Here is a 13711-nt window from a genome sequence, read left to right on the forward strand (position 1 = left end):
CTGATTTATAGTACTTATATCAATTAGGTGTATCTAGAGTAATCTATACGTTAGCTTATCAAGCTTTTTCCTCCATTCCCGTCTTCGGTTTTTTGACTTCAAGCTCTCCTTTAAAAGTTAATCACTATCCCTAGAGAAGGTAAAATGCCTGAGTTGTCAATATCTTCTATCAAAACCAGTTGCTTCGGTGTATTGATTTTGCCTTGAGCATCTCTGTCTAGTCCGTACTCTGGTTCGTTTGGTATGTCTTGACCAAACGCATTCTGCAATTCTAAAAACATATTGAACGTCCATTTGTTGAAATTCCACTTCTTATCTATTCTGATGTCAGTCTGGTTGAAAGTGTTCAACCTAACAGTTCCGAGTCTGTCATAGTCTCTCACAATTGCAGGGTAATTGTCTAAAGTAGCTGCTTGGTCTACAGGTGCGTATGGAGTTTGGCCCAGATATCGAGTTCTTGCACTGATCTCCCAGTTGTTGCCGAACTTATATCCGCCAGTGAATGTCAAGAGGTGATTACTATCCCAAGCGCTAGATCGGTAGACACCATCTAAGCCAGTGAATTCACTTTTGTACCAAGTGTAAGCCAAGATTGCGTAGTAATTATTGGTGAATTTCTTCTGATAAAGAAACTCCATTCCATAAGTTCTGCCTTCACCAGTACTGCTAATGTTTTCGTTTCCTAGCACAGAAAAGTCGCCACCTAAGTTGGCCAACGAAACTCCTTGACTCAATGAGACAGGGTAGTTGTCGTACTTTTTAAAGAAACCCTCTAGGGTGAATCTAGATGACGGATTAAGTAAATATTCCAGACCTAATACAGCATGGTCACTTCTTATATACTCAGCATTTTTATTGACCAATGAACCTGCCTCAGTGTAACCCAAAATGGTGTAAGGAGGAATCTTAAAGTATCTGCCCAAAGATGCGTTTACAGACCACTTCTTTTGTGTGTCGAAGGTGTAGCTGGCTGAAAATCTGGGGCTTATGGTTTTTGAAAGATCATTGCCGCTCTCGGTAAAGCTATTACCATCAACTCTGATACCTAGTGAGTATTTGAGGCGATCATCTGCTGAGGCTGAAGACGCTTGAAATGAGGCTCCATATTTGGTGAAGGAAATTCGGTTGTCAAAGTTATTACTGTTCACTAAGTCTAAGCTGTTGTTGTCATAGCTTACAAACTGTAAACTAGCAGTGCTAACCAAGGTCCAATTGCCTCTAAAACGAGTTCTGTTATATCTAAATTTAGTTTCGGCTTCTGTAGAAAGGTTTTGAAGGTAAAGACCGGTTTGGTTCACATTATCCTCGAATCTTTTGAAATCATTCTCTAGTCTATTATTGCTCAAAGAAAGCGTACTGAAGCCCTTTCCGTATTTGTTTCTGCGCTTCCAACTTACTCCAATGGTGTTAGTCTGTTGCTTAATAATCGGAACTTGGTCCAACGTAGCCTGCTGCTCAGGATCATACTCATCAGGTACGTTTATACTGAAATCATCAATGGAGCCAACGCCTGTTACCAGTATTTCATTATACTCATCAATTTCATGAGTCACCTTATATTGATAATCCCAATAATCTGGTAAAAAGGGGAGGTCTATGGCTTGAAAAAGAAACTGTAAATATGATCTTCTGGCCGAAGCAATAAAGGAGGTTTTTGAAGCTTCATTATCTCCCTTAAAAAGTGGGCCTTCAAAGGTTAAGGCACTTTCACTACTACTCAACCTGAAGTTGGTTCGGAAGTCACGGTTGTTTCCTTTCCTTTGGTCGAACTGCAGAACACCAGAGAGTGCATTGTCATATTGGGCAGCGAAGGCCGAGGTTGAAAGTGTAACTCCTTCAAAGAAACTAACATTTAAAAGTCCTACAGGTCCGCCCGCACTTCCTTGTGTAGCAAAGTGGTTGATGTTTGGAATTTCAATTCCATCTAAATAATAGACGTTTTCATTAGGCGCGCCACCACGAATAATAATGTCATTTCTGAAGCCTCCGACTGAGCCCGATACGCCAGGAAGTGACTGTACAACTTTAGCAATATCATTGTTTCCGCCAGGGTAGGTGGCAATTTCTTCTCTAGATAGCTTTTGAATGGAAAGTGGGGTTTCTTCAATTTTGAGGAATGGGTTGGCCGTTACTACTATTTCACCAAGTTCAGAGACAGTTTCTTTCAGTTCGAAGTTTACATCTGGATTTCCTCCAGAACGGATTACTACATTGAACTTGCTTTGAGTTTCGTAGCCCACAAATGAAACTTGGATGGTAAAGGTTTCAGTCGGGAGGTTTTCTAAAGTGTAGAAACCTTGAGCATCTGTAATGGCTCCAGTTTGCAGTTCAACTACTTGAACTGTGGCACCGGGAATAGATTCGCCAGTCTTTGAATCTGTTACGTAACCAGAGAGGTTTCCTTTACTTTGAAAAGCGGCCAAGGGCAATGAAACCAATAGCGTTAGGAGAAAAAATAAGTGTCGCATAGTATAGTGTACATGAGACAAACTCAAGTTGTAAAAAAAGGGTTTGAGACTTTTGAGTTTATTTAGCCTCTGCAGGATTATTAAATAGTTTTTTATCGGCTACAAAAGTGCCAAAGGGTAGTAAGGAGGCAATTAAAGCTAAAAACGTTTTCCACATGCTCCATTTGTATTTTGAACCCACAAGTACTACAAAAACACAGTATAGCACGAAAAGAACACCGTGAGCCAAACCAATAGGATGAGTGGGTTCAGGTGTGTTGAACCAGTATTTCAAAGGCATACATATACCAATCAATAATAGGTATGAAATTCCTTCAAGTATGGCGAGTAGCTTCAGGGTTTTGAGCATTAGTTCTTTTTGTGTTTGGTCGCAAATCTCAAAGATCAAATCTCAAATTCCAATTTTTGGAGTGCATTAGATCGAATATCTAAAATCGTAAATCATCAATCTAGTAGCCGCTTTTAGATTTCAACTGTTTTTTTAAAGTTGAATGTGTTAGTATTGAAGAAGATTAAAAACGAAAACTACCCATATGAAAAAGGTTTTATTCCTATCGGGCTTGTTGATGCTGATTTTTACCCAAAACGGGCACGCACAAGATAAGCTCAAAAACATGCCTGGCTATGATCAGTATAGCAAAATGGCTCCTCAATTACGTGGTTCAGTAGACTATGGAACAATTTCAGCTAAATGGGCTGATGATGGCAGTAGCTTCCAATACGTGAAAGATGGTAAGCTTTGGAAGTACGATGTAAAGAAAAAAACTACTGAAGATTTAGGTACTCCTCCAAGACCAGAAAGAAGATCTTGGAACCGTCCAGCGAGAGGTCGTCAGTATGCTTCTGCAGAGGCGCCAAATGGCCAATTGAAGGCTTTCCATAAAGACAGAAATATGTACATCAGCAATGCCGATGGTAGCAACGTGCAAGCCATTACTACTGATGGAAACATGGAAAATAAAATGAAATATGGTATCGCTACTTGGGTTTATGGCGAAGAATTGGGCCAAAATACTGCCATGTGGTGGTCGCCTGATAGCAAGAAAGTGGCTTTTTACCGATTCAACGAGCAAGGTGCTAAGCAATACTATGTTTTGCTAGATCAGCTGAAAATGTACGATTCACTAGAAGTGATGTCTTACCCTAAAGTAGGTGAGCCTAACCTTCCGGTAGATTTGATGGTGTACGATTTAGAGACTAAGAAAACGACTTTACTAGATACTAGAGGTGGTAAGTCTTTCGAGGATGGGCCTTTAGGAACCTATTTATATGGTGTAGAGTGGACTCCTGATGGAAGTGAGTTGCTTTTCCATAGCACTAACAGAAAGCAAGATATTATGGAGCTTAGAGCTGCTGACCCTGTAACAGGAAAAAGCAGAACGGTTGTTAGAGAAGAGTGGTTGCCAAGCTTTACCAAAAATACGCCTGAAATGCGTTGGTTAGAAGATGGTAAACGTTTTATCTGGGCTTCGGAAAGAACAGGTTTCAATAACTACTACCTATATAATGTAGACGGAACTTTAGAGGCTACTATTACTAATCATCCATTTGAGGTGGCAAACATAGTAATGGTCGATGAGAAAAAAGAGCAACTGTATTATATGGCAAGAAGTGGTGAAAACCACATGAAAATGCAATTGCATAGAGTTGGTTTAGATGGTAAGAAAGACACCAGAATGACTGACCCTGCTTATAATCACTCGGTATCGCTCTCTCCTGATGGCAAGTACTTCATCGATATTCAGCAGACGCATAACATTGCTCCGTTTACTAATTTAGTAGATAGCAAAGGGAAGGTTATTGCTGAATTGGCTAAGAGCGACATGACTAAGTTCAACGAGCTTGGTTTCAAAACAGTGGAGGCTTTCACATTCACTGCTGCAGATGGTAAAACCGAGCTTCATGGCTTGCTGCATTTTCCTTCTAACTTCGACCCAAATAAGAAGTACCCTTTAATTTTGGCTAACTATGGTGGGCCTGCCACTAACGAGTTCAGAGAGACTTTTACCATGCCTAGTTCTTTGACAGAATATGGTTTCTTAGTAGTAGATGTTGATGGTAGAAACGTAAGAGGTCGTGGTAAGAGAATGCTCGATGAGATTTATGGAAAGCTAGGTCAGGTAGAAATGGATGACTTTGCTGAAGGAATTAAGTCGCTTTATGACAGACCTTATTTCGATAAAAATAGAGTAGGGGTTTATGGTACTTCTTACGGAGGAACTACTTCTGCTACTTGTCTGCTTAGACACCCTGATGTTTTCCACGCTGCGGTTGTAAACTCTGCAGTTACTGATTGGAGATACTATGATAATATTTACACTGAGCGTTATATGAACTTGCTTGAAAATAACCTAGAGGGTTATGAGAAGTTCAGTTTAATGAATCAGGCAGATCAATTAGAAGGTGAGATCATGATTTTCTTCGGAACAAGTGATAATAATGTTCACCCTCAGAATTCACTAGCATTCATTAACGCATTGCAAAAGGCTGGAAAGAGCTTCGAAATGCAGATTGGTCCAGACCAAGGGCATACTGCACTTGACTCTCGCAGAATGATGGAGTTCTTTATTGAGCACCTCGTGATGAAAAACGGAATGGCTTTAGACTTGAAGAGATAATCTTCAAGTCTTCTGAATACGAATTAGGCTGTCTTAAAAACAACTATTGTCGTCATTCCCAGCTTGACTGGGAATCTCTATTGGCCTTGAGTGCCAACTTGGTGAGATTCCTGATCACAGTCGGTAATGACAGTTAGTTTTTAAGACAGCCTATTTTTATGTCTGAAAGTCTAGCTGCATTTTCTCTATTCGCTCAGAAAGCATTTCTGTAGTGAATCTTTCGCGTAACCTATCGACCATAATTGGGAAGCAGAAAGGAGTGGGTTTGCTCAGTTTCTTTAATAGAATAGTTTGCTTGTTAATGCGTTCTAAAGATTCGGTAAGTCTAGACCTTTCAAACTGAAGGCTCAGTACTTCTTCATGCGCCTGTTTGAGCAGTAAGTTCTCAGGGTCATAATCTTCAAAAACTTTATAGATCATGGTAGATGATGCCTGCAAGTGTTTGTAGGTCATTCCCTTGCCCGGGTAGCCCTGAAAGATGAGCCCAGCGATAGTAGCGATGTCTCTAAACTTTCGCTTGGCCATTTCTGTGTTGTTGATGCTCGCCTTAATATCATCTAGTAAGTTTTCCATTGAAAACAGATCTAGCTCAAGAAAATCTTCAATCTCAATATCTAAATCGGTGAGTACTTCAAAACCGTAGTCATTTGAGGCAATGGAAAAGCTTATAGGTTGGCTTACTGAAATTCTATAAGCTACTAAAGCAGCCAGTACTTCGTGTACATATTTACCTTCAAAAGGGTAGAAGTAGATGTGTGTCCCTTCATCAGATTTTATTTGCTCTATGAGTAATTCATTCTCTTTTGGAAGTGCTGAAAGTCTTGCTTGCTTCTCTAGCAAAGGTGCAATGGTCTTCATTTCAACTCCTTCGAACTTTGAAATAGAGGCATCGTGAATCTTTCTTCTAAGTTGATCAGAAAGGAGCGAAGTAAACGAGGCTTTGCCACCTCCCCAACGTGGAATTGGACCTGTTTTCTTCTTCGAATTCCTTACTTGGGCCGTTAAGTCCTTAAACCTAACCAAGGCCAAGTTCTTCCCTGCAAACCAAAAGGTATCTCCTTCTTTGAGTTGGGCAATAAATGATTCTTCAACTGTGCCAATGTATGTGCCAGATGTGTATTTGACTTTCACTACTGGGTCGCCTACAATAGTACCCATAGAAAGTCTATGTCGCATGGCTGTTTTTCGGTTATTCACCTTCCACAGTCCATCATTCATAATTTCCACTTTGGCAAATTCATCGTAGGCACTAAGTGAGTTCCCTCCAGTAGAGATAAACTCTAAACACCATTGCCATTCTTGGTCGGTTAGGTCTTTGTAGGCGTTGGTACTTTGAACATGAGCTCTCACTTCGTCAGGGTAAAAACCTGGGCCAACTGCTAGTGTGACTAAATACTGTACGAGTACATCGTAGCAAAGTAGGAGTGGTGTTCTACTTTCGAATTGATGGGTTGCAATGGCTTCTTTGAGTACAGCTGCTTCAATTAATTCAAGAGAGTGTGTCGGCAAGAAGTATATTTTACTCGTTGCGCCTGGCCGATGACCGCTTCTTCCTGCCCGCTGAAAAAAACGGGCTACGCCTTTAGGTCCGCCTACTTGTATGACCATATCTACAGGCCTAAAGTCTACACCTAAGTCTAAACTCGAGGTACAAACTACGCACTTGAGTTTACCAGCATGGATAGCTTCTTCAACCCATTGCCTTACCTGCAAGTCTAAAGAACCGTGGTGCATGGCGACAAGCCCCATTAAATCTGGTACTTTCTCAATTATGGTTTTGTACCAAATTTCGGTCTGCGATCGAACATTGGTGAATAATAGAGTAGAAGTATGTTCATCGAGAATAGGAGTTATTCTCGGTAGCATGTTCAGTCCCAAATGACCAATCCACGGAAGCGTATCTACGGAGTCTGGTAAAATGGTTTCTACCTCAATTTTCTTGTCGATTTTGGCTTTTACAATTTCGCACTGTTCATATTGATCACCCAAAAGCACTTTTGCGGCTTCTTCTAGGTTGCCAATGGTTGCAGAAACTGCCCAAGTTTGGATTGGTTTGGGGTTAAGGTGCCTGAAGTAAGCTAGTGCTAGCTCCATCTGAACGCCTCTTTTACTTCCCACCAGTTCATGCCATTCATCTACAATGACAGCTTTGAGGTTGGCGAAAGTTTTTGGTGCATTTTTCTGTGCTAATAGCACATGAATACTCTCAGGTGTGGTAACCAGCGCCTGAGGCATGTTCTTGGTTTGAGCTTGCCTTTCTTTTTGGCTGGTATCGCCCGTTCTTAGGCCAATTTCCCAGTCTAAGCCCATTTCGCGACAGCAGGTGCTCATTGCTGAATGAATGTCTTTGGCTAGTGCTCTTAACGGAGTTACCCAAATTACTTGCAGGCCTTTAGCTTTCTTAGGGTTTTGCAGCGCTTGCAGAACGCAGGCTAACCAAATGGCGTAGGTTTTTCCGCTTCCGGTTGGGGCGTTAAGCAGTCCACTTTTGCAATGTAGATAGGCACTCCAGCATTGTTGCTGAAAATCGAAGGCTTGCCAACCTTTTGAGTTGAACCAATTAAGGGCAGGGCTTAAATCTTTTTGAGTCTTCAAAGCTATTATTGAAAGAGACTCAAAATACTAGATATAGTTTTAAGTTTTCGATTCTATTTACTGGTAAAACAAGAGTTTGCTTCAATTACAGTATTACAGAGTACTAAATGAAATAGGATGAGGGCTTGGTGCTTCCCTTAATCTTTATTGGTCACAAAAGGAGTTAGGACTATGCGCTTTAGTGAATTTGTTTCAGCTTCTATAAAGCATCCTGGAATTTAAGATGTACGCCCCGATAATGCTCGGGGTTTGATTGACGTCAATCGTAAATCTAATCCTGAAAACTTTCAGGACGTACATTTTCTAAGTCGGTCATTCAAAGCGACTTTCAGTTGCTTCTAAAACTATGGTGCTTTCAGCCCGTAGTGGTTATTTAAAAAGTAGCGTTATAGTCAATCTTCATGTTCATCAATCTGAGTTGATTAGAATTGCCGCCAACCTTTAATGGACCTCCATTGTAGTAGCCGAGGTTTTTTCGCGCTTCTATCAGCAATAAGTACTCATTCTGATTGGTGTCTATTTGATAGAATCCGCTTTTATTTGGCCTTACTATAAACTTAGGCTTAATGTCATTCTTTTCAAGCTTCTTTAAATCGTAGAAGTCCGTGCCGTCTTTTTGAACTTTCGCTTCCTGAATTTGCTCTAAGTAAGAACTCTCGTATAAATAAAGTTCGTTTCTAACTGTATCTGGCTTTTTTGTTTCACCATCGGTAGAGGGCATAAAATTGCCATTGTATTCTAGTACGTGGCCATAGTAGCCATTAATAATAGTCGGTTCAGTTATTTTGTTGCTGATTTTAACATCGAAAGAAAAGTAGTAGTCGTCTTGAATTGGCACTTGTTCTTTCTTACATGAACACACCGCTACTAATAAAATCAGGCCTAATAGAATATTCTTACCGCTCATTCGACAATTATTTAAGGGCACGAAATAAATAAATTCTGTTTCTAAATCAGTCATTCATTCGGTTAAAGATTCCTAAAACCTGAATTATACTGGATGACTGATTCTTTTTAGGATGGCTATATTGTGTGTTTTAGCATCGGATTGGTTGATATTAAAGGTCATAATGCAACCGATTGTATTAGTTGTGTTGATTTTGGTTAAAAATTGAACTTCAATTAAGGTATTTTTAGATATGCGTATTGAAATACCTAGAGAAGTAGAAAGGTTCGGCCCAGTTCAGATTCACGATGTCCAAAAGGTTTGGGAGTTAGATGCAGGACTTAAGCTTAAGGAGCTTGAACCCAAAGAAAAGGAAAGAAGGGTAATAACTCGAATCTCATACGAGTCGCTCCAAGACATTCAAGAGCAGATGGCCATTGTGGTGCCTATTAAGGACGAAAAGATTAAACTGCTAGAAGGTGTTTTGGCTGGTATTCCGCATGAGTGCCTTGTGATTTTGGTTTCTAATAGCAAGAGAGAACCTGTGGATAGGTATAAAATTGAAATGGACGCACTCAATCATATGAGTAAGTTCATGAAGAAAGATATTTTTATCGCCCATCAGAAAGACCCCTTATTAGCGCAAGCCTGTAAAGATGCAGGCTATGAATACATTCTAGATGATAAAGGGGAGGTGAGAAGTGGTAAAGCCGAGGGTATGATCCTTAGCACTATTCTGGCGTATTTGTGTGGTAAAAAATACATCGGTTTTATCGATTCAGATAACTACTTCCCTGGCGCTGTATATGAGTATGTTCAAGAGTATAGTGCTGCTTTGTATAGTGCTAAATCAGACTATTCTATGGTTCGGATAGCTTGGCATAGCAAGCCTAAAATTGTGGAGTCGAGCCTGTTTTTTGCTAAAAGAGGAAGGGCCTCGGAACACACCAACAAAGTGTTGAACATGCTTATGAGTAGCTATACTGGCTACGGTACGGAAATAATTAAAACTGGAAATGCCGGTGAACATGCCATGAGCATGGATTTGGCATTGAATATAGATTATTCTTCTGGCTATTCTATTGAGCCATACCATTACATCAATGTATTGGAGCGTTTTGGAGGTGTTATTGATTCACCAAGTGCCGATGTAATGAAGCAAGGTATTCAGTTTTTTCAAATAGAAAGTAGAAACCCTCATCTACATGAGGTAAAGGGTGATGAGCATGTGAAATCGATGAGCCGTGAAGCGATGGAGGTAATCTATAGATCTCCTCTCTGCCCAGATCATCTGAAGCAAGAAATACTGATAGATTTATATAATAGAGGTTTACTAAAGGAAGGGGAAGAGATGCCTGAAACAGTGCGCTATTACCCAGCATTAACCAAAGTAAATATGCTCAAATTTAAACAGGCTTTAGCCAAAGCTTCATTTGCCGAATTCCTCAAGGCAGATTTATCGAAGTATAAGCACAAGAATGGAAAAAAGAAATTGGCGAGAGAAACTGTGAAATCGAAAGATCATTTACCAGACCCCCATGAACAACTAGAAATAAAATGAGAAAAGTACTTTTAAGCGACTTGGATGGAACGCTCTTGGATTTGAAGAGCTACTCATTTGCTCAGTCTGAAGCATCAGTCAATGAGCTGAAAGAGGAAGGAGTTCCAATTGTTTTTTGTAGCTCAAAGTCTAGGGTAGAGCAGGAGTTTTACAGAGGTGCACTGGGTATAGAAGATCCTTTTATAGTAGAAAATGGATCGGCCATATTTATTCCAAGAGGCTATTTCAGCAAGAAAATACCTTTTAATTCTTATGTAATCGATGATTTTGAGGTGATTACCATAGGTAAGCCAGTGGGCTTTATTAGAGATATTATTCATCAGGCCAGAACATACTTAGGTCTTTCATTTACCTGCTATTTCGATTTATCGGCTGAAGATGTTTCAATGTATACTGGCTTAGATCTTAGGTCTAGCCGAAGGGCTATGCAAAGAGAGTTTTCGGAAACCATATTAAAAGGTGATGTAAACGATGGGTTTTTGGACTTTCTAAGTCATAACAAGCTCAAAAGTATTCCGGGAAGTAAGTTTCAGACAATCATTTCTAGCAATGCAGATAAAGGTAAGGCAGTTGATATACTTTTGGCGCTTTATGAAAATGAATGGGGAGAAGTGAAAAGTTATGGTGTGGGAGATAGTGTCAATGACTTTGAAATGCTTCAAACGGTAGACGATCCTTACTTGGTGCAACGGCCAGGGAGTCAATGGGCGGAATTAGGTGATGTGACTATTAAAAACGTTCAGGGCATTGGGCCAGCAGGATGGAATAAGGTGTCTAGAATTTTGCTAGAGTCATAAGTAAAAAGGCCACTGTTTCCAGCGGCCTTTTCAATGAGCTTTTATTGATGGTTACTTACCATTCCAGTGATCTTTCAATACAATTGCTTCATTACTGTCGCTCTTGCCGTTCATTTCTACTACTACCTTGTAGGTGCCAGGGCCAATGCCTCTAGTAGTATATTTCATTTGAGCAACTCTGTTCTGCACTTGCTCCTCGCTCATACCAAACCTTCTAAATCTGTCGGCCATAGAGTTAAGATCATCTTGTGAGCGTTCACCAGTAATTTCTACAAATCTCCAATTGTAAGTATTTAAACCAGCTTTGGTATCTACTTCAGTTTTGTAGATTTCCTTAGAACCTCTGTAGATTTTAAGTGTAGCCTTACCTGCAGATTTGGTGTAGAAATGTATGTGACTTCCCGGTTGTCTGCTTTCTCCATTAAAGTTGGTGTAAGCAGTTACGTTGCTTAAACCGCTTACGTATTGAACCGCAGGAACAATATCGAATAGGGTTACATCTGAAGTAAGTGTCTGAGCATTCATTCCCTGTAGAGGGGCAATGTCAGCAATAAATATACCTCTACCGTGAGTAGCAACTACCAATTCGTTTTCTCTCGGGTGAATAACCATGTCATAAGCAGGGTTTGTTGGCATTCCGTTCATGAACTTAGTCCAGTTTTTACCACCGTCAATACTTGCGAATACGCCAAGCTCAGTACCTGCAAATAGTAGGTTAGGGTTGTTGTGGTCTTCTCTGATTACGTTTACACCAGCTGGCTCAATACCGTTAGCAATAGAAGTCCAAGTTTTACCCCAGTCTGTGGTTTTGTATAGGTAAGAAGTAAAGTCATCCCTTCTCATACCATTGAATGAAACATAGGCGGTACCAGGTACGTGAGCAGAGGCTTCAACTCTAGTTACCCAATATCTTGGGTTGTTAGGAATGTTAGCATTCAGGTTAGTCCAATTCTTACCACCATCAGTAGTTACATGCACATTGCCATCATCGGTACCAACCCAAAGCTCGTTAGGGTCAATTGGAGACTCTTCTAAAGTAGTAATTGTTCCATACTGAATGTTTCCTGTTCCGTTGGCTTTAACTTCATCGTTATCGGTAAGGTCACCGCTTATTTCTGTCCAGTTCTCACCTCTGAAGTTAGACCTCAATACTTTGTTTCCTGCATGGTAAATTACATCTGGATTATGCTGAGATACTACAATCGGAGCGTTCCAGTTCCATCTCATGCTTCTGTCGCCAGTATATCTTATGCCTGATGATTCGCCAGTTTCCAAATCAAGTCTTTGAAGTGGGCCAAACTGAGATTCGTTGTATAAGTAACGGTTGTTGCTTCTGTCGATAACGTTGTACATACCATCTCCACCGCCAGTTCTTTGCCATGCTTCGAACGGAATAGATCTGCCATCTTTAGAAGTACTTGGTCCTCTAACAGAGCCATTGTCTTGTAAACCACCATATACATTGTATGGATAAGCCATATCTACATCTACAGCATAGAATTGAGCCAAAGAAATTTCATCTGGGTGGTACCATGTAGCACCGGCATCATAGGTAATTCCCATACCGTGGTCATAACCTAAAAGCATGTGTTTAGAGTCGGCTGGGTCAATCCACATGGCGTGGTTGTCTCCACCAAACCTGAAAGGAGTACCCCAAGTTTTTCCACCGTTTTTAGTTTCCCAAACCTGAATACCTAAAACGTAAACATGATCTTCATCATTAGGGTCTACTCTAACTTGCTGATAGTAGTAAGAAGGATAACCACCAATATCTTCGCCATCAGGGCTAATCTTTCTCCAGCTTTCGCCACCATCATCAGAGCGGTACATTTCAGTTCCAACTACAGATTGTCTTCTTCCTAAAGGAATACCAACTTCTAGCATGTTTCTTCTCTCTGCATCAGACATGCCTTCAACGTTTACATTCTCAACGTTAGCATAGACAACTTTAGAGTTTCCAGGAGCGTAGGCCACTCCAATTCTACCTAAGAATCCACCTGGAAGACCATTACTCAACTTCTTCCAGTTTTTACCACCATCGGTAGATTTGTAGATGCCACTACCTTCACCACCTTCGTTGAAAGTCCATGGTCTTCTAATTTTGTCATAAGCTGCTGCAATTAGTGTGTTAGGGTCGTCCGGGCTCATGGCCACATCTACCACGCCAATGTATTTGCCATCAGCTCTTTTAACTTCAAGCACCTTCGTCCAGCTTTTTCCACCATTAGTAGTTTTGTATAAACCTCTTTCTGGATTCTCTGAATAAAGCTTACCCAAAGCAGCTACATATACTACATTTGAATTATTCGGGTCGATAAGAATTCTGCCAATATGATGAGATTCTGGGAGTCCCATGTTTTTCCAAGTCTCACCACCATCGGTAGACTTGTAAACGCCATTACCCCAGTATGAGCTTCTCGAGTTATTGGCTTCTCCTGTTCCTACCCATACAACACTAGTGTCTTTTTGATCTAGTGCCACAGCACCAATAGATGCTACGCTTTCTTGGTCGAATTGAAATTTCCAAGACTGTCCGTTATTAGTAGACTTTAAAAGGCCACCAGATGCCGTAGCTGCGTAGATTACTTTAGGTGATTTTTCCATCACCGCAAAATCAACGTATCTACCTCCCTGACGAGTAGGGCCAATCTCTCTGAATTCGATCGATTTCACTACCTGATCAGGTATTTTTTGAGCCATTGATTCGGGTACGGATATCAGAGTCAAAAGACTCACCGCAATCAATGATCTGAATGTTTTTACAGTAAGATTCATCATATTTTAAG

General features: G+C 40.6%; 8 protein-coding genes. 3 read left to right on the forward strand and 5 right to left on the reverse strand.

Going from position 1 to position 13711, the window contains the following annotated elements; all coding sequences use genetic code 11:
* Positions 1 to 110: 110 nt before the first annotated feature.
* Positions 111 to 2468 carry a TonB-dependent receptor gene (locus AWW68_RS12650; protein ID WP_068221590.1) on the reverse strand — a complete coding sequence of 786 codons (2358 nt, stop codon included), beginning with the start codon at positions 2466 to 2468 and terminating at the stop codon, positions 111 to 113.
* 58 nt (positions 2469 to 2526) lie between these two features.
* Positions 2527 to 2817 (reverse strand): DUF3817 domain-containing protein, encoded by a 291-nt coding sequence (locus AWW68_RS12655; RefSeq protein ID WP_068221593.1) that lies wholly within the window; start codon positions 2815 to 2817, stop codon positions 2527 to 2529.
* Between the two features lie 184 nt (positions 2818 to 3001).
* Between AWW68_RS12655 and AWW68_RS12660 the strand changes: the two genes are divergently transcribed.
* Positions 3002 to 5086 (forward strand): S9 family peptidase, encoded by a 2085-nt coding sequence (locus tag AWW68_RS12660; RefSeq protein ID WP_068221595.1) that lies wholly within the window; start codon positions 3002 to 3004, stop codon positions 5084 to 5086.
* Positions 5087 to 5242: 156 nt separating this feature from the next.
* Here the strand turns inward: AWW68_RS12660 and AWW68_RS12665 are convergent, their stop codons facing one another.
* Both AWW68_RS12665 and AWW68_RS12670 read right to left on the reverse strand, forming a co-directional pair.
* Positions 5243 to 7681 carry a ligase-associated DNA damage response DEXH box helicase gene (locus AWW68_RS12665; protein WP_089082294.1) on the reverse strand — a complete coding sequence of 813 codons (2439 nt, stop codon included), beginning with the start codon at positions 7679 to 7681 and terminating at the stop codon, positions 5243 to 5245.
* A gap of 373 nt (positions 7682 to 8054) precedes the next feature.
* Positions 8055 to 8588: a hypothetical protein gene (locus AWW68_RS12670; RefSeq protein WP_068221599.1), complete on the reverse strand. Its 534-nt coding sequence runs from the start codon at positions 8586 to 8588 to the stop codon at positions 8055 to 8057.
* 232 nt (positions 8589 to 8820) lie between these two features.
* Between AWW68_RS12670 and mpgS the strand changes: the two genes are divergently transcribed.
* Positions 8821 to 10128 carry a mannosyl-3-phosphoglycerate synthase gene (gene mpgS, locus AWW68_RS12675; protein ID WP_068221601.1) on the forward strand — a complete coding sequence of 436 codons (1308 nt, stop codon included), beginning with the start codon at positions 8821 to 8823 and terminating at the stop codon, positions 10126 to 10128.
* Positions 10125 to 10925 carry an HAD-IIB family hydrolase gene (locus AWW68_RS12680; protein ID WP_068221603.1) on the forward strand — a complete coding sequence of 267 codons (801 nt, stop codon included), beginning with the start codon at positions 10125 to 10127 and terminating at the stop codon, positions 10923 to 10925. The genes mpgS and AWW68_RS12680 overlap by 4 nt, the downstream gene beginning before the upstream one ends.
* Before the next feature lie 51 nt (positions 10926 to 10976).
* Here AWW68_RS12680 and AWW68_RS12685 read toward each other — a convergent pair whose 3' ends face one another.
* Positions 10977 to 13703 (reverse strand): WD40/YVTN/BNR-like repeat-containing protein, encoded by a 2727-nt coding sequence (locus AWW68_RS12685; protein WP_245660236.1) that lies wholly within the window; start codon positions 13701 to 13703, stop codon positions 10977 to 10979.
* Positions 13704 to 13711 lie beyond the last annotated feature (8 nt).

It is taken from the genome of Roseivirga spongicola (assembly GCF_001592965.1).
GTDB lineage: Bacteria > Bacteroidota > Bacteroidia > Cytophagales > Cyclobacteriaceae > Roseivirga > Roseivirga spongicola.